We start from the raw sequence: 16,418 nt of genomic DNA, 5'->3' as shown, positions 1-16,418 counted from the left end.
TTCGGCTAGGCGGCGCCCGCGCGCAGGACCCGGTCGCTCTGGATGGCGAAGGTGCACTGCGACTCGGAGAGGCCCAGGATCCCGATCAGCTGGCGGTCGACGTACAGCTGGCGGCAGGGCACGCACAGGGCCCCGGGGATGGCGAAGAAGAGTCGCTCCTCGGCGGCGGTGTCGCGGAACGAGGTGTCGAAGACGCTGGTCAGCAGGCCGCCGCCGCAGAAGCGGCAGGACTCGGCCGGCGTTTCCTCGCTCGTGTGCTCAATAGCGTGCTCGTCCATGGCCCGAGCATGGAAGCGGCCCCCGATCGGCTCAATAGGAGGTCCGGTGTGCCCGGACTGGTACCCCGGTAGTACCTGCGGAGCGCGGTTAGACCAGGCGGACGACCTGCGCCGCGTTGCTCCACAGCCGCTCGAGCCCGTAGAACTCGCGCTCATCGGGGGCGAAGAGGTGGACGATGACCGCGCCGTAGTCAAGCAGCACCCAGCGCGCGGCACCGCGGCCCTCGACGCCCAGTGGACGGATCCCGTCGTCGCGCAGCTCGTCGATGATCCCGTTGGCCAGCACCTGGAGCTGACGGTCGCTGCGGCCGGTGCAGATGACGAAGTAATCGGCCATGGTGGTCACCTCGGTCGTCCGCAGCAGCACGATGTCGACCGCCTTCCTGTCGGAGGCGAGGTCCACGATCCGATGCGCGAGGTCACCGGGATCGATGGCCGTCAGCCCGTCTGTGCGCTCCTCTATGGTCTCTTCCTTCGATACAGGCCACGGGCCGTGATCAGCTCCTCGACGGCCCGCGGGACAAGGTAGCGGATGGGGCGACCCGCCGCCACCCGAGCCCGGATGTCGGAGCTGCTGAGGTCGAGCGACGGGCCATCCAGCAGGTGGATGCGGGCTGCAGCCGAACCGAAGCGCGCGCGCAATTCCTCGCGTTCCGGCAGCGGCGTCCCGGGACGCGGACCGACCGCCCATTCCGCCAGCTCGAGCAGCCGATCCGGCTCACGCCAGGTCTCGATCTCCGCGAACGAGTCTGCGGCCATGATCAGGACCAGCCCCACCTCCTTGCCGAGGTGGGCACGGAGCTGCGCCAGCGAGTCGACCGTGTAGGAGGGGCCAGGGCGCTCCATCTCGACCAGCGACAGGTCGAGCCCCGGATCGCCGCTGATCGCCAGCCGGGTCATCATCACCCGGTCGGCTGCGTTGCTGATGGCCGTGCGGCCCTTGTGCGGCGGACGCGCGGCCGGCATCAGCAGGACATGGCCGAGGCCCAGGCTGTCGGCGGCCAGGGTGGCCAGCCAGAGGTGGCCGATGTGCGGCGGGTCGAATGTGCCACCCAGGATCCCGACCTTCCTGGCTCGGGGCTTTTGCCTGGCTCGGGCCACCGGTTCGGGTGCCGCCTCGTGCAGCTCGGAGGCGCGTCCTGTCGTTCCCTCGGCCCGAACCGCCGCGCCCCTCAATCCTCGTCTCCCCACTCCAGCTCGACCGAGCCGATGCGCACCATCGTCCCGCTGCGCGCCCCCAGCCGTCGCAGCTCGGCGTCGATCCCCATCCGTTCCAGGGTGCGCTGGAATCGATCGCGCGATTCGTAGTTCTCGAAGTTTGTGCGGGCGGCGGTCGTCTCGATGCGCCGACCCCGCACGCGGAGGCCGTCTGCCTCGGCGATCACCTGCCACCCGGCGTCGAGTGGGTCGAACCGATGCAGGCGCACCGCCCCGGGCAGGGGCTCCGAGGCGGAACGGCCCTCTGAGTCATCGAGCGCCTCGGCCAGCGCCGTCCGCAGCTCGCGCAGCCCGGTGCCGGCGTGAGCGGAGACGGCGATCGGCTTGGCGCCGGTCGCGCCCAGCGTGCGGCGGATGCCGGTCCAGGCGGCGTGCACCTCGGGGAGGTCCTGCTTGGTGACGACCATCGGCATCGGTCGCAGCATGAGCGATGGATCGTGCTCGCGAAGCTCGGCCTCGACAGCCTGCCATTCGCCGACCGGATCCGCTGCGGCGCCGTCGACGACGGCCACCAGGACACGCGTCCGCTCGGCGTGCCGCAGGAAATCATGTCCCAGCCCACGACCCTCGGAGGCACCCTCGATCAGGCCCGGCAGGTCGGCGATCACGACGTGACGTTCCTCGTCCAGCTCGATCACCCCCAGGTTGGGCCGGATCGTGGTGAACGGATAGGCGCCGACCTCCGGCGTGGCGGCGGTCAGCACCGCGAGGAGCGAGGACTTCCCGGCGTTGGGAGCTCCAATGAGTCCGATGTCGGCGATCAGCTTCAGCTCGAGCTCGACCCAGCGCGATTCGCCCGGCTCGCCCTTCTGGGCGTGCGTCGGCGCCTGGTGGGTGGAGCTGACGAAATGAACGTTGCCACGTCCGCCGCGTCCGCCCCGCGCGACCACCAGCCGCTCCCCGGGCGCCAGCAACTCTCCAAGGAGAGCTCCGTCAGGGTCGGGTTCGTCGCCGGCCGCCGCCAGTCGCACCACGGTCCCGGGTGGAACGGGCACGAGCACGTCGCGAGCGTTCTTGCCGTGCGCCTTGCGACCCGCACCGCGACCGCCCGCCTTGGCGCGATGGTGCCGATGATGGCGAAGGTCCCCAAGGGTGGTCATGCCGGGATCGACGACCAGCACCACCGCGCCGCCCGAGCCACCGTCCCCTCCATCGGGTCCGCCGCGGGGGACATGTGCCTCGTGCCGAAATGATGCCGATCCGTCGCCACCAGCGCCGCCGGCCACGAAGATCCGAACCTGGTCAGCGAACATCGGTGACCGATGATAGCAACGGGGTTGCAGCGGCCCTGGCCGGGCGACTTCGAGCGCGGGAACCGCGAACGGGGCTAGAGGTAACGCAGGGGATTGACGATGGCCCCGCCGACGATCGTCTCGAAGTGGACGTGTGGCCCCGTGCAGACCCCCGTGCAGCCCACCGCGGCGATCCCCTGGCCGGCGGTGACTGCTGTGCCCTTGGCGACCCACAGGCTGCCGAGGTGGTTGTAGAGGGTCACGATCCCGTTGCCGTGATCGATCGCGATCACCAGCCCGCCGCCATTGTTCTTCCAGCCGGACCACGTCACCGTTCCGGCGGCTGCCGCGATCACCGTGCTGCCGGTCGGCCCCGCGATGTCGAGCGCCTTGTGGTACGAGCTGTAGTACTGGGTGATCACCCCGCCTGGGACGGGCCACAGGAGCTCTCCCGTGCCGACGACCGGTGCCGCCTTGACGTAGACCGGCTTCGGGGCGGGCGGAGGTGGCGGCGGTGGCGGGGCGACCGGCGTGGGTAGGGGTGTGATGACGGGCAGTTCGGCCCGGGCCCCACGCTCCGGTAGCAGTTCCGGGCTCTCCGGCTGCGGGACGAGGTCGTAGCGGACGATCTCTTGCGCGAGGGACGCCGCGTCGGCCCCCTGGGCCACGGCGATGAGTCCGAATGGGAAGCCGCGCTGACTGCTGGCGGTGGTTGAGCCTTCAGCCGTGACGCGCACGCCAACGACGACGGTCACCGCCAGGAGGGCGAGCACGGCGAGATGTGAGACTGCTCGTGCAGTTGGTCGCTCGTCGGTCGCGCGGCGCGAGGACCGTCGCTTATCGGGCAATACAGAGGCTCCCGCGGTTGCATCCTTGGTTCTGTGGCTGCCCGACCCCGCTCTTCCCACCGGCACGGGCGACGACGCCGGCCAGGAGTCGTGCGCAGCGATGGTAGCAGCGCCGTTAAGAGGAGGTCAACCTTGGGGGCTGTCCATTGGGGCACGCGCCAGTAGTCATATCGGGGTCCTATGGACCGCTGGTCGACAGCTGCAGGGGGGCCGATCCGAGGTCGCTGAACGACGCCTGGTCGTTGCCGAGCGTGACCCACAGCATCCCTCGTTCCGAGACCGGGATTTCCAGCTTGAGCACCAGCACGACCGATTCGCCGGGCTCGAGCGGCGGGACATCCAGCTCGCTGTCGTCAAGCGCAGGGGGAGCCCGACGCAGATAGGGCTCCGCGCTCGACTCCCAGCCGACGAGCACTCTGAGATCATCCGGCCAGGGATCGGTGCCGGTGTTCGTCAGGCGCACCGGTAGCCCCAGGGCGAGCTCGGCGCGGCGGAGTCCCGCGGCCCAGTAGGGCGGCCCGCTGCCACCGACCGTGGCTGGGACGAGCCCTGCCTCGCCGAGCGGGATGAGCGCGTCGAAGCGCGCCGCCAGCGGCCGATCTGCGAAGTAGGCCTCCAAGCTGGCGGCTATCCCCTGCGCCGCCGCCGCCTGTCCTGCGGGGGTAAGCAGCAGGTCGTGCTCGGCAGGCAGTGTGATCGAGCCGACCTCGCTCAGGACCGCGGGCATCAGCGCCCCGCGGGTCGGCTGCTTCACGGGGTCTGGGCGGTCCGGGGTCGTCTCGAAGAGTGGCGGGGCCACGATGTAGAAGTTGACCGCCGAGATGCCGCGATCCTGGCGCTCATACGAGGCGAGCGGGTCCAGCGAATTCACAACGTCGTCCTGCATCGCCTGCGCCAGGCGCTGGGTGGCGGTCTGCCCCCAGGGCGTCTCATCGGTGTAGTAGGTCTGGGTGGCGGCGATCTCGAAGACCACCCCGTTCTGGGTGATCGAGTTGATGTGGATGCTGACCAGCAGGTCGGCGCGAGCGAGGTTGACCAGGTCCAGGCGGGCCTGCAGCTCGTCGCGCATGCGGGTCTTGCCCTCCGGATCGAAGCCCGTCTCACCGTCGCCATTCACGTCGCGGAACGGCGGCCCCTGGCAGCCCAGGTCCGGATAGTCGTCGCCGGCGAGCGCCACATCGGTCTCACGCGTCATCACCACCGTGACCCCCTGGTCCTGGAGCGTGCGTCTGAGCTCCATGCCGATGGCGAGCGTCATCACCTTCTCGCTGAGCGCCGCGCCTCGCTGCAGCGGGTCGGGGACGCCCCAGTCGAGGCAGCCGCCATGGCCGGGGTCGATCGCCACAACGATAGCGCCTGGATTCGGCTCGTAGACGCTGCTCGACGAGCCGGGCGCCGGGACGACTTCGCCCGTCTTGGCGCTCGCAGCGCTGGATGCGGACGGTTGGACCGATTCCGTCTCGCTCTGGCTCGGAGCGCTCGGCCCGCAGGCTGAAAGCAGCAGGGCGCCCCCCAGCAGCGCGGCGATCTGACGACGCGCGAGGTGCAGCATGGGACGGGGCCGGGTCAGCGCTCGGAGGCTTCGACGCTCTTGCTGAGCGAGACGAGGAACTCGGCATTGTTCGTCGTCTTGCCGAGCCGCTGCATCAGGAGCTCGATCCCCTCGTTCGGGCCAACCGCCGAGAGCATGCGACGCATCGTCCAGATCATGCGCAGCGTGTTCTCGTCGAGCAGCAGCTCCTCGCGACGGGTGCCCGAGCGAAGCACGTCGATGGCGGGGAAGATCCGCTTCTCCGACAGCTTGCGGTCGAGCGCCAGCTCCATGTTGCCGGTCCCCTTGAACTCCTCGTAGATGACGTCGTCCATGCGCGAGCCGGTGTCGACCAGGCAGGTGGCGATGATCGTCAGGCTGCCGCCGCCCTCGATGTTGCGGGCGGCGCCGAAGAAGCGCTTGGGCGGGTAGAGGGCGATCGGGTCAACGCCGCCCGAGAGGGTCTTGCCCGATGCCGGCAGGGCCAGGTTGTAGGCCCGCGCCAGGCGCGTGATGGAGTCGAGGAGGACAACGACGTCGCGGCCAGTCTCGACCTGGCGCTTGGCGATCTCCAGGCACATCTCGGCGACCCGGGTGTGGTTCTCGGTCGGCTCGTCGAAGGTCGACGCGAAGATCTCGCCCTTCACGCTCCGACTCATGTCGGTGACCTCTTCCGGCCGCTCGCCGATGAGGGCGACCATCAGGACAGCCTCGGGATAGTTGTCGGTGATCCCCGCCGCGATGTGCTTGAGGACGGTCGTCTTGCCCGCCTTGGCCGGCGACAGGATCAGGCCACGCTGCCCCTTGCCGATCGGGCTGATCAGGTTGATGAGGCGCTGGGTCAGGTTCTTCTGATCGGTCTCGATATCGAACATCTCGTCGGGGAAGACCGGCACCAGCGTGTCGAAGTACGGGCGTCGGCGGGCAGTGTCGGGATCCACGCCGTTGACGGTGTCGACCCGCAGCAGGCCCCAGTACTTCTCCTGGTCCTTCGGTGGCCGGGTCTGGCCTTCGACCTTGTCCCCGGTCCGCAGTCCGAAGCGGCGGACCTGCGACGAGCTGACGTAGATATCGTCGTTTGAGGGCATGACGCCGTGGCGGCGCAGGAAGGCGAAGCCCTCGTCCACGATCTCCAGGACCCCGGTTGCGATCCCCGGCTGGCCGTTCTGGTCGAGGCGTGGCTGCGCCGGGGTGAGCGGCACCACGTCGAGCAGCTTCAGCACGAGGTCCGAGTGGTCAAGCTCGTCGGCTCCTTCGACGCCGAGCTCGCTGCCCAGCTCGCGAAGCTCCTCCAGGCTGCGGGCCTGCAGCTCGGCGAGATTCCAGCCCTCATCGGTCTCATCGCCTTCCCGTGGAAACGGGCCTGCGAAGATCGACGAGTAGCCGCCGGTCGCGTAGTTGTTGCGCCGACCCTGGTAGACGGGACGCGGCGCCTGCCGGCGCGGGCCTCCACCATCGGGTCTGCGTCGTGGCCGGCCGCGGCGCTGGGAGCGGGTTTCGTCGTTCATGGAGTGCCTGTAACCTCGATCAGAATGGGATCTGGGTAGCGAGCGCCGCTGACGGCCGAGTTTCTGCGGGACCACGCGTGAGCGTGTCGCTCTCGTCCGGGGGACGCGCGGGCGGATGACCGGTCAGACCTTGCGGGTCCCTGCGCGAGTGGTGATGTTGGGCCCGCCGTAGCCGCTCATCTCGCCGACGAGCTTGGCCCGAATCTGACGCACGACCGGTCGCCAGTCCAGCGAATCATACCCGAGATGCGCAACCACCTGTTCGGCGGTCCATTGCTGCCCCCGATTCCAGGCTCGCTTGAGCGTCTCGCCGGCGTCCGTCGAGCGCCACCAGGCCTCTCCGTGGCGCTCGATGAGGTGGTCGGTCAGCGCGGCGTCCAGCATGAAGCAGCGCAGGTAGGAGGCGGCATACATCCCATCGTCGATCACCAGGTACCGCTCCTCCGGCTCCCGCACGCCGGTCAGCAGGCCGGCCAGCCCGGCGTAGGTTGCCCGATGCACGGCCGCATCGCCACCTCGATGCATGCGGAGCTCGTGGAGGTGACGGGCCGCCAGCGAGCGCAGCAGGATGAGGTGGTAGAGCGAGTAGAAGTCGGCGAATGAGGCCGCGTGCTCGGCCGGCATGCCGAGCTGTGCCATCAACCAGTCAGGCTCGGCGAGCAGCCGTTCGAAGGTCATGGCGTAGCCCTCGGTGACGCTCGCATCGCCCAGCTCGCGCAGCGCCAGCGGCAGCTTGGGGTCGACGTGCAGGAAGTGCTCGAGATGCCCGGCTTCGTGCAGCACCGAGCCGTAGTCGTCCCACCCGCCGCGCGGCTGGATCACCAGGCGAACGTCGCGCGGGGCGTTGACGACCGCCACGAACGCGCGCGGCGACTTGTTCGGACGCGCCTCCACGTCCAGCGTCGCGCCGGGTTGGTCACGCAGCTCGATCCCCAGGCCGCGGAGGGTCGACTCCAGGACCGCCAGCATTCGACGGCCATCAAACCAGTGGTCCCAGCCGCTTCCGCGCATCAGGTACCACCGGTCGGCGAGGCTCGCGTCGCCCTGCTCGATCTCAATGCGTGCCAGGTAGCGTCGCAGCGCGGCAAAGTAGGGCGTCTCCGATTCGTCCAGGAAGCCGCGCACCCCGGCTGCCAGCTCATCGGGGTCGAAGCCACGGGTCGTCTTGATCAGCTCGACGTAGTCCCCGTAGCCGAGTCCACGCGCCAGCTCCCCGATCCGATCGAATCGCTCCTGGCGCATCGGGTTCAACGCCTCCTCCGCCTCCAGATAGGAGGAATACAGCGCGTTCCGCTCGGCGCGGCCGCTGATCTCGCTGATCCTGTTGCGGAGGGCTCGGTACGGAATCGCCTCGCCGCGCCATACCACGACAGCGGTCGCCTCGGCCGTGCCGATGGCGTCGGTCAGCTCGGCGGTCGCCCGCTCGATGAACCCATCGGTGGCAGCCGCCAGCAGGGCACGGTTGTGGCCGGTATCTGGGCCGCCGGCCTTGAGCAGACGGCGCAGCCCATCCACGACGGCGCGGCTGAAGAGCGAGGTGTGGCGCTCGTAGATCGGTCGCAGGGCCAGCTCGTCGTGGAGGCCGGCACCGTGCTGGTAGAGCTCCTCCTCGCGCTCGGCGAGGAAAACCCCGAGGTCGCGCTCGTAGGCAGACCGGTCGAAGGCCGCCCTTCGGGCGGCGACGGCGCGCGGGCTCATCGGCTCAGGTTTTGCCTTCGGCGACCGGGATCACCGCAGCCTCTGCCGCATCCGTGGTCGCTCCCAGGCCGAGTCGGGCGGCGGCGGCTCCGACGAAGTCGCGGAAGAGCGGATGTGGCCGGCTCGGCCGGCTCTTCAGCTCCGGATGCGCCTGGGTTGCCACGAACCAGGGGTGATCGCGCAGCTCGATGTACTCCACCAGGCGATCATCGGGCGAGACGCCGCTGAACCACATCCCTGCCTCCGAGAGCCGCTCGCGGTAGGCGTTGTTGACCTCGAACCGATGCCGGTGGCGCTCATACGCGATCTCGGTGCCATATGCCTCGCGCACCTTGGACGACTCCTCGAGGCGGGCGGGGTAGAGGCCGAGCCGCATCGTCCCGCCCTTGTCGGTCACATCGGTCTGGTCGGGCATGAGGTCGATCACGGGGTGCTCGGTGAAGACGTTGAACTCGGAGCTGTTGGCGTCATCGGTGCCGAGCGCCATCCTCGCGAACTCGATCACGGCGCATTGCAGCCCGAGGCACAGGCCGAGGAACGGCACCCGCTGCTCCCGCGCCCAGCGGATGGCCCGGATCTTGCCCTCCACCCCGCGATATCCGAAGCCACCGGGGACGAGCACGCCGGCGACGCCCTTCAGCTCGTCATCGACCTGCTCCTGCTCGATTCGCTCCAGGTGCTCGCTTCGGATCCAGCGCACCTTGACGTCGACGCGGTGGTGGAGAGCGGCATGCTTGAGCGCCTCGGAGACGCTGATATAGGCATCGGGCAGCTCCGTGTACTTGCCGACGATGGCGACCTCGACCTCGGGCCGCGGAGCGCGGATGCGGGCCACCAGATCCTGCCAGTCGCGCAGGTCCGGTTCACTGCCGGGGATCTCCAGCTCGTGGGTGATCAGCTTGCCGAGCCCTGCTCGTTCGAGCTGGATCGGGACCTCGTAAATGCTGTTTGCCGTCTTGAGCGGAATCACCGCGTTGACGTCGACATCGGTGAAGAGCGAGACCTTGTCGAGGATCTCGTCCTCGATCGGCTCATCGCTGCGCAGGATGATGACGTCGGGCTGGATCCCGATCCCTCGCAGCTCCTTGACCGAGTGCTGGGTCGGCTTGGTCTTCAGCTCGCCGGTTGCGCCGATCTGCGGAAGCCAGGTGACGTGCACGTACAGCACGTTCCGGCGGTCGACGTCCTTGCGCATCTGGCGGATCGCCTCCAGGAAGGGGAGGCTCTCGATGTCGCCGACCGTGCCGCCGACCTCGACCACCACGACCCCGTGCGAGGCCAGCCCGCTGGTCGCGACCGAGCCGGTGCCTTCGCGGGCAACGCGCGCGATCCGCTCCTTGATCTCGTTGGTGATGTGCGGGATGACCTGCACGGTGCCGCCCAGGTAGTCGCCGCGGCGCTCCTTGGCGATCACGCTCTGGTAGATGCGCCCGGTGGTGACGTTGCTCGCCTGCGACAGGTTCTCGTCGATGAAGCGCTCGTAGTGCCCGAGGTCGAGGTCCGTCTCCGCGCCGTCGTCGGTGACGAAGACCTCGCCATGCTGGTACGGCGACATCGTGCCGGGGTCGATGTTGATGTACGGGTCGAGCTTCAGGATCGAGACCGGGATGCCGCGTGCCTTGAGGATCCGTCCGATCGAGGCGGCGGTGATGCCCTTGCCCAGCGAGCTGGTCACGCCGCCGGTCACAAAGACATACTTCGGCATCGCTCGGGCTCCTCTGCCTCGTGGCTCAAGCGTGCCTTCGAAAAGGGACACGCGAGCACCGGACGCCAACGCCGTACTCGGGAGGTCAGTTTAGCGCACCGGGCAACCGGGTGTCCGACGGACGCGCGATGATTGGACCGATGCCTGCCGCAATTCGCCTGATCCATCCTGCACCGGCGCTGGCGGTGGTCGTCCTGACTGCGGCGCTTGGCGCGATCCTGGCGACGCAGGCGGGCGCGCCGATCGGCGATCGATGGCTCTTCACTGTGCTCGCGGTGGCGGGCTCCCAGGTCTTCACCGGCGCGACCAACGACATCGCCGACCGCTTCCGGGACGCCGCTGTGCGACCGGAGAAGCCGCTCCCCGCCGGTGAGCTGAGCCTGAATGCGGCGGCCTGGGTCGCTTCGATCGGGTTGGCCGTGCAGCTGGCCGCGTCGTGGCGCACGGGCACCCTGCCGCTGGTGCTGGGAGCAGCGGCATCAGGTTCGGCGCTTGCCTACAACCTGTTCCTGTCGCGGACGCCGCTCTCCCCGCTCCCGTACCTCGTCAGCTTCGGCCTGCTTCCGGCGTGGATTGCAGCGGGGGTGGGAGTCCCGATCGAGCGGGTGCTGCCGGCGATCCCGCTGGTGGCACCCTTTGCGATGGCAGCGCACCTGGCCAACACGCTGCGAGACTTCGAGGCGGATGCCGCCGGTTCGTCGCGCAGCCTGGCGCAGGTGCTCGGCCGGCGGGCAAGTCGCCTGCTTGCAGCGGGATTGGCGCTGGCCGTCGGACTCGGGGTCGGCGGTGCGCTGTTGATCGGCGGAAGAGCTTCGCCGGCGAGCGTCGCGCTGGGCTTGATCGGCCTGGTTGGCATCGCCGCCGGAACGAGGAGCGAGCGCTGGCTCTGGTACGGAATCCTGCTGGCCGCCGTCTCCTGGACGGCGGCGTGGGCGCTGAGTACCGGCTAGACGGCGTCCTCGATCTCGAGGTCGTCCTCGTCGCCTTCCTCGGTCAGCTTGAGCCAGACGAAGAGGCCAGCCAGGACGGTGAGCGGGATGATGATCATCGCGGCCAGGACGGCGCCGATGGTGACGAACAGGATCTTGAAGATTTTCATGCCACGGTCTCCCCAGGTGGCCCGGATTCCCGGGCGGGCTTTTCTCGTTGCGCTGGTGCAGACTCGATCATAGACATGATGTCGTCCTTCGTGAATTCGACCAGCTGATGGCCGGCCGGGGCGGCACCCGCCCCGAGGACGAGAAGCCTCAGGACGAACGATCCTCCCTGCTCGAAGAAGAAGACGTCGCGCGGATGGTTCAGGTCCAGGTAGGCGCCGATCACCCGCATCGCGTGCTCGTAGTAATTCGCGATCTCGGTATGAGGCGTCCCGGGTGGCGCATCCGAGCGCTTGACCGCGGCGACCTCCATCAGCTCGGCGACCTCGTCGTCCGGGAGCTCGCGCGTGATCTTGGTGAGAGACCCCTCGGATTCGGTCCGCGCGCCGGCCGCTGGCAATGCCATCCCCTGCAGGATGAATCCGGCGTCCAGCTCGAGCAGCAGCAGCTCCTTGATCCGCTCGCGGTCAACGAAAGCGCCGATACTGCGGAGCACCTCTTCCCAGTCCTGCCGCGGGCTACCCTCGTAGATCCGCATGCGAACTCCCTCTGCTGTGTCGCGGCCCGTTGCGGGCTGACTGGCAGGATACCAGCCGATGTACGCGGTTCCTCAGGCCAGGCTGCCGCGAAGCATCTCCGCGTACGCCACGGCCACGCGCGCGGCCATCCTGGCGTTGTTCACGATGAGTCCGATATTGGTGCGAAGCGCGCGCCCGTCAGAAAGCTCGGCGACGCGGCGGAGGAGGAACGGGGTCACGGCGCCGCCCCGAATCCCCCGCTGTGCAGCCTCCGCGTTGGCCGCTTCGATCCAGGAGGCGACCTCGTTCGACGGAATGGCGAGGTCGGCGGGGGCAGGCTGGACGAAGAGGATCCCGCCCGACCCGTCGATCGCCCGATGGAGAGCGAGCACGGCAGCCGCCTCGCCCGCCGATTCCACCCGATGCGGCAGGCGCAACCCGGAACTGACGCTGTAGAACGCCGGAAGGTCGTCGACGCCGAGGCCGATGACGGGCACTCGACGGCTCTCCAGCAGCTCCAGCGTCGCGGACAGGTCGAGGATGGATTTCGCGCCGCTGCATACGACGGCGACCGGGGTCGTCGCCAGCTCGTCGATATCGCTGCTGACGTCGAACGAGGTTGCGGCGCCACGATGGACGCCGCCGATGCCACCGGTGGCCAGCACGCGAATGCCGACCATGGCGGCGATCCGGATGGCGGCGCTGACGGTGGTCGATGCCAGGCGTGCGGAAGCGAGGAGCGGGGCGAGGTCGCGAGAGCCGGCCTTCCCGGCGTCCTGTGCGGAATCGGCGAGTCGCTCGAGCAGGGCCGGCGTGGCGCCGACAACGAGTTGTCCAGCGTCGATTGCGGTCGTGGCCGGCACCGCTCCCTCGTCGCGCACTGCGCGCTCGGTTGCAAGTGCGGTCTCCAGGTTCTGCGGGGAGGGCAGTCCCTGGGCGATCAGGCTCGACTCGAGCGCCACCACGGCCCGGCCGGCGGAGATCGCCGCGGCGACCTCGTCGGAGATCGAGAGGGGTGTCGATTCGCTCATCGGCCGGTCGGCTCCGACGCCGTCCTCGTCTGGGCACCGAGCACCCGGGAAACCAGGCCGCCGTCGCGAGATGCTCGCTCCATCGCCGCGCGGAGCATCGGCACGCCCGGTGGCCAATCGGATCCCCGCAGCCCGACGATCAGCGCCGCCACGTAGGCATCGCCCGCCCCGGTCGAGTCCAGCATCGGGGTCGTCGCCTCGATCGGCGGCACCGACAGGGCGAAGCCCGGACCCGCCGCCGCTGAGCCTGCCGCAGCGCCGGTGACGACGGCGATCAGCCCGGGAAACGCGATCGCCAGCGCGTCAGCAGCGGCGGCCACCGACGGCAGCGGCCGGTCCAGCAGCGCGGCCGCCTCGTCCCGGCCAAAGACGAGCAGCGCGACGCCTGCCGTCGCGACCCGGCTCCTGACCCGTGCGGAGCGGGCCGGGTCATCCGGCAGCGATCCCCCGCCGGCGCTCACCCTGGTCGACGGCGGCAGCGAGCCGAGAACTTCGGCCACGGCATCGCCGCTGACATCGTCCGCCAGCGGGTATCCGGAGCAATGGACCCAATCAGCGCCGCGGCAGGCCGCGGGGAGTGCGCTGGGGTCGAGCGTGACCCGGTCGGAGAGCATGGACCGCTCGCCATCGGCATCGAGCAGCGAGATCACCAGGGCGCTGCGCTCCGCCACAAGCCGCACGATCTCAACCCCATCGGCCTCAAGCGCCATAGCCAGCATGCGGCCGGCAGCGTCATCGGAGATGGCGGTGGCCAGCCGAACGTCAACGCCGGCGCGAGCCAGGCGAACCGCCACGTTGGCTCCCTGCCCCCCGGGCGAGATCGAGATCCTCGCCGGGACGTCGCCGCCGGCGCGGGGGTGCCCTGCTGCTCGGGCCGTCACGTCCAGCGTGGTGTCGCCGATGACGGTGATCGGCATCAGCCGCGCGTCACCAGGGCCGCCGCGTCGCGTAGCCCTCGTCGGTGGGGTGCCAGAAGGCGACGCGCGCATCCGCCAGGCGCCAGCACAGCCAGACGGACTCGCCCTCCCGTTCGCCGGGGAAATCCACCAGACCCATCTCCAGGTCTCGCACCTCGACCCCCAGGTCGTTGAGGTGCACCAGCAGGGTGCGCATCCCCTCTCGGATCTCGGCCGTCTCCGCCTCCTGCCGGGCGGCCGCGGAGGCACTCTCCGGATCCCCGTTGGCATCCAGCTGCCGGTGCATCTCCGCGTGGGACGCGTCGAGGCGACGCTGCTCGACGGCGAGCTGCAGGAGCACCGCGCGCACCTGCGGAATGAGGGCGTTCGCCTCCTCGATGGTGTACGTACGGCGCACGTCTGGCATGGCCGATCGATGGTAGCAGGACCCTCCCGCTGGCTTCCCTCTGGTAGGATCGGGGTCGCATCAGCAGCGGGCCTGCTCCGCGCCGCGACGGCGCCCGCGATCGTTTCGCAGGAGGGCGTCAGCCATCACCGATGGCCGATGAGACCCGCCGCCAGCGCGGCCCGAACGACGAGGACCCACCCACCGGACTCGACCCCTACACCGAGTGGGACGACTTTGACCTTCCCGCGTACGTCGGGAGGACCAGCTTCCAGAAGCTCCCGGAGCTGACCGATGACGAGGCACTGCGGGCACGCCGGCCGGACGTCGCCATCGTCGGGGCGCCCTTCGATGACGCGGTCAGCCACCGCCCCGGTGCACGCTTTGGACCGCGAGCGATCCGAGCCGCGACCTATCACGCCGGGTCGCCCAACTCGTTGCAGCTCGATATCGAGCCATTCGAGTGGATGGACGTGGTCGATGCCGGGGATGCCCCGCTGGTTCCCGCCAACCTGGAGCGTGGTCATGCGGTGATTCGGCGCAAGGTGCTCGAGGTGGCGCAGGCCGGAGCAATCCCGATCGTGCTGGGCGGCGACCACTCGATCACCTTCCCCTCCGCGTCGGCGGTTGCCGAGGCGATCGCCCCCAAGCGCCTGGGAATGGTGCACTTCGACGCGCACGCGGACGCCGCCAACAGCACGTGGGGGGTGCTCGCCTCACACGGAACGCCGATGCGGCGGCTGATCGAGTCCGGCGCCATCGAAGGGCGCAATTTCGTGCAGGTCGGATTGCGCGGCTACTGGCCGCCCCCCGCCACCCTGGAATGGATGAACGAGCATGGCCTGCAGGTCCATTTCATGACGGAGATCGAGGAACGCGGAGCGGAGGCGGTCGTCGCCGACGCGATCGCGGAGGCGCTCGACGGGCCCGAGCTGATCTACCTGTCGATCGATATCGACGTGATCGACCCGGGGATGGCGCCGGGGACCGGCACTCCGGAGCCCGGCGGGATGCTGTCGCGTGAGCTCCTGCGGGCCATCCGACAGATCGTGACGACGGTCGACCTGGCGGGCATGGACGTGGTCGAGGTGGCGCCGGCCTACGACGTCAGTGAGATCACGGCCGCGGTCGCCCATCGGTGCGTGATGGAGGCGATCAGCGCACTCGCCGCCAAGCGGCGCGTGGCTGGAGGCACGCCCAGGCCAAGCGGACGGTCGCGGACCAGCTAGCCCGTCACCCTAAAGGTCGCCTCGGCGGCAAGCGCGTCGTTGCGTTCCACCTTGATCGTGTAGTTGCCGACGCTCAGGCCGCTGAAGCGGAAACGAGCCCAGCCGTTGCAGGAGTTGCCGCAGTCGATCGATCCCAGGGACAGACTGCCATCTCCGACGGACCTGCCCGACGCATCAAGGATGCTGGCATGGAGGACGTCGGCATCATTACCCTCGCGGAATCCGATCCAGACCCAGACCGATCCGCCGCTGATGGTGGCGCCGCTCGAGTTGCAGCCGTCCTGGCTCGACGGCTCCTCGGCGCACGGCTCCGTGCGCGCGGTGAAGCCGTCCGGGAAGACGACCGGGCCTCCGTCGCTGGAGGCAATCGGCGTGGCTCCCGGCACCGACGGCGCGGTGCTCGGTCCCAGGCTCGGGCCCAGGCTGCCGCTGGGGGCCGCCGAGGTGAGCGGCGTGCCAGACGGCGATTCGCGTGCAACGCCGCCCGAGAAGAGGCCCGACATGAAGGCACCCACCGCGATCGCCAGGACCCCAAGGAGCACAAAGCCGCCGATCGCCAGCGGGCTCATGCCGGAGCCACGCCGCCCCCAATCGTCATCCAGCGGCCGATATTGGTAGTCGTACGGCTCGGCGGGATCGTATGGCTGTTCCGGGGCGTCGAACTGGTCAACCGGCGCGGCCGGTGGGAGAGAGGGTTCGGGCGCGGGCGGTGGGGGCGGAGCGGCCGCGGCTGCGGCTGCGGCTGTAGCGGCCTGCACCGCGGGTGCCACCGGGGGGGATGCGGGGACGGCTGGCTGCTTGAAGACCCGCGCCGGCGGCGGAGTCGTCGCGGCCGCAGGAGCCACGACCGGTGGCGGAACGACCGGTGGCGGGACGACCGGCCGGTCGTCGAATCCCGGCGGCGTGTTATCGGCGTGGGGCGCTCCCTCGGCGGCCTCGGCACCCGGGAGCACCAGCTCGTCCTCGGGCTCGGGCCGGTAGGGCTGGTACGGGGAGGGCGCGGCCCCGTATACCTCGCCGACCGGCGAGCCTCGCCGGAACGGGGCGTCGCCGGGCCGGTGGACGCGGATGCGATCCTGCAGCTCCTCGCGGTCGAGGCCGCGCGGCCTTGCCCGGGCTGACGCCGGAATCGCCGTCCCGCACTGGGTGCAGAACGCCGCCGGGGGCGTCGAGCGGTGGCAGGTCGGGCACCGGATCTGTCCGGGGAGGGGGGTCGACATACC

General features: G+C 69.7%; 17 protein-coding genes. 2 read left to right on the top strand and 15 right to left on the bottom strand.

Features of this window, described 5'->3' with window-relative positions; genetic code table 11:
* Nucleotides 1–5: 5 nt before the first annotated feature.
* The 9 genes from WEB29_02990 to WEB29_02950 form a co-directional block, all read right to left on the bottom strand.
* A complete protein-coding gene (locus tag WEB29_02990; GenBank protein MEX2135916.1) occupies nt 6–278 on the bottom strand; it encodes a hypothetical protein in 273 nt (90 codons plus the stop codon).
* 88 nt (nt 279–366) lie between these two features.
* Complete coding sequence (gene rsfS, locus WEB29_02985; GenBank protein MEX2135915.1) at nt 367–681, bottom strand: ribosome silencing factor; 315 nt, start codon at nt 679–681, stop codon at nt 367–369.
* Between the two features lie 56 nt (nt 682–737).
* A complete protein-coding gene (gene nadD, locus WEB29_02980; protein MEX2135914.1) occupies nt 738–1,379 on the bottom strand; it encodes a nicotinate-nucleotide adenylyltransferase in 642 nt (213 codons plus the stop codon).
* Between the two features lie 71 nt (nt 1,380–1,450).
* Nucleotides 1,451–2,749: a GTPase ObgE gene (gene obgE, locus WEB29_02975; protein ID MEX2135913.1), complete on the bottom strand. Its 1,299-nt coding sequence runs from the start codon at nt 2,747–2,749 to the stop codon at nt 1,451–1,453.
* A gap of 74 nt (nt 2,750–2,823) precedes the next feature.
* Complete coding sequence (locus tag WEB29_02970) at nt 2,824–3,501, bottom strand: M23 family metallopeptidase (protein MEX2135912.1); 678 nt, start codon at nt 3,499–3,501, stop codon at nt 2,824–2,826.
* Nucleotides 3,502–3,754: 253 nt separating this feature from the next.
* Complete coding sequence (locus tag WEB29_02965; GenBank protein MEX2135911.1) at nt 3,755–5,128, bottom strand: N-acetylmuramoyl-L-alanine amidase; 1,374 nt, start codon at nt 5,126–5,128, stop codon at nt 3,755–3,757.
* 14 nt (nt 5,129–5,142) lie between these two features.
* A complete protein-coding gene (rho, locus tag WEB29_02960; GenBank protein MEX2135910.1) occupies nt 5,143–6,615 on the bottom strand; it encodes a transcription termination factor Rho in 1,473 nt (490 codons plus the stop codon).
* Nucleotides 6,616–6,738: 123 nt separating this feature from the next.
* Nucleotides 6,739–8,313: a hypothetical protein gene (locus WEB29_02955; protein ID MEX2135909.1), complete on the bottom strand. Its 1,575-nt coding sequence runs from the start codon at nt 8,311–8,313 to the stop codon at nt 6,739–6,741.
* A gap of 4 nt (nt 8,314–8,317) precedes the next feature.
* A complete protein-coding gene (locus tag WEB29_02950) occupies nt 8,318–10,018 on the bottom strand; it encodes a CTP synthase (GenBank protein ID MEX2135908.1) in 1,701 nt (566 codons plus the stop codon).
* Nucleotides 10,019–10,158: 140 nt separating this feature from the next.
* Here WEB29_02950 and WEB29_02945 point away from each other — a divergent pair, with 140 nt between their 5' ends.
* Nucleotides 10,159–10,968, top strand: coding sequence for a UbiA family prenyltransferase (locus WEB29_02945; protein ID MEX2135907.1), 810 nt, complete (start codon nt 10,159–10,161; stop codon nt 10,966–10,968).
* Here WEB29_02945 and WEB29_02940 read toward each other — a convergent pair.
* The 5 genes from WEB29_02940 to WEB29_02920 form a co-directional block, all read right to left on the bottom strand.
* Nucleotides 10,965–11,117 (bottom strand): hypothetical protein, encoded by a 153-nt coding sequence (locus tag WEB29_02940; GenBank protein MEX2135906.1) that lies wholly within the window; start codon nt 11,115–11,117, stop codon nt 10,965–10,967. The two genes, WEB29_02945 and WEB29_02940, sit on opposite strands and share 4 nt — an antisense overlap.
* Entirely contained in the window at nt 11,114–11,653 is a 540-nt protein-coding gene (locus WEB29_02935) for a hypothetical protein (GenBank protein MEX2135905.1), read from the bottom strand. The genes WEB29_02940 and WEB29_02935 overlap by 4 nt, the downstream gene beginning before the upstream one ends.
* Nucleotides 11,654–11,725: 72 nt before the next feature.
* Nucleotides 11,726–12,664 carry a pseudouridine-5'-phosphate glycosidase gene (locus tag WEB29_02930; GenBank protein ID MEX2135904.1) on the bottom strand — a complete coding sequence of 313 codons (939 nt, stop codon included), beginning with the start codon at nt 12,662–12,664 and terminating at the stop codon, nt 11,726–11,728.
* Complete coding sequence (locus tag WEB29_02925) at nt 12,661–13,581, bottom strand: PfkB family carbohydrate kinase (protein MEX2135903.1); 921 nt, start codon at nt 13,579–13,581, stop codon at nt 12,661–12,663. Before WEB29_02925 ends, WEB29_02930 begins: the two co-directional genes overlap by 4 nt.
* 10 nt (nt 13,582–13,591) lie before the next feature.
* Nucleotides 13,592–13,987: a DUF2203 domain-containing protein gene (locus WEB29_02920; GenBank protein MEX2135902.1), complete on the bottom strand. Its 396-nt coding sequence runs from the start codon at nt 13,985–13,987 to the stop codon at nt 13,592–13,594.
* Nucleotides 13,988–14,118: 131 nt separating this feature from the next.
* Between WEB29_02920 and speB the strand changes: the two genes are divergently transcribed.
* Complete coding sequence (gene speB / locus WEB29_02915; GenBank protein ID MEX2135901.1) at nt 14,119–15,195, top strand: agmatinase; 1,077 nt, start codon at nt 14,119–14,121, stop codon at nt 15,193–15,195.
* Here speB and WEB29_02910 read toward each other — a convergent pair.
* Nucleotides 15,192–16,415, bottom strand: coding sequence for a hypothetical protein (locus WEB29_02910; protein MEX2135900.1), 1,224 nt, complete (start codon nt 16,413–16,415; stop codon nt 15,192–15,194). The genes speB and WEB29_02910 overlap by 4 nt on opposite strands.
* Nucleotides 16,416–16,418: the final 3 nt, after the last annotated feature.

Source organism: Chloroflexota bacterium (assembly GCA_040902225.1).
GTDB lineage: Bacteria > Chloroflexota > Limnocylindria > QHBO01 > QHBO01 > CF-167.
This window is presented reverse-complemented; position numbering and strand designations above follow the sequence as displayed.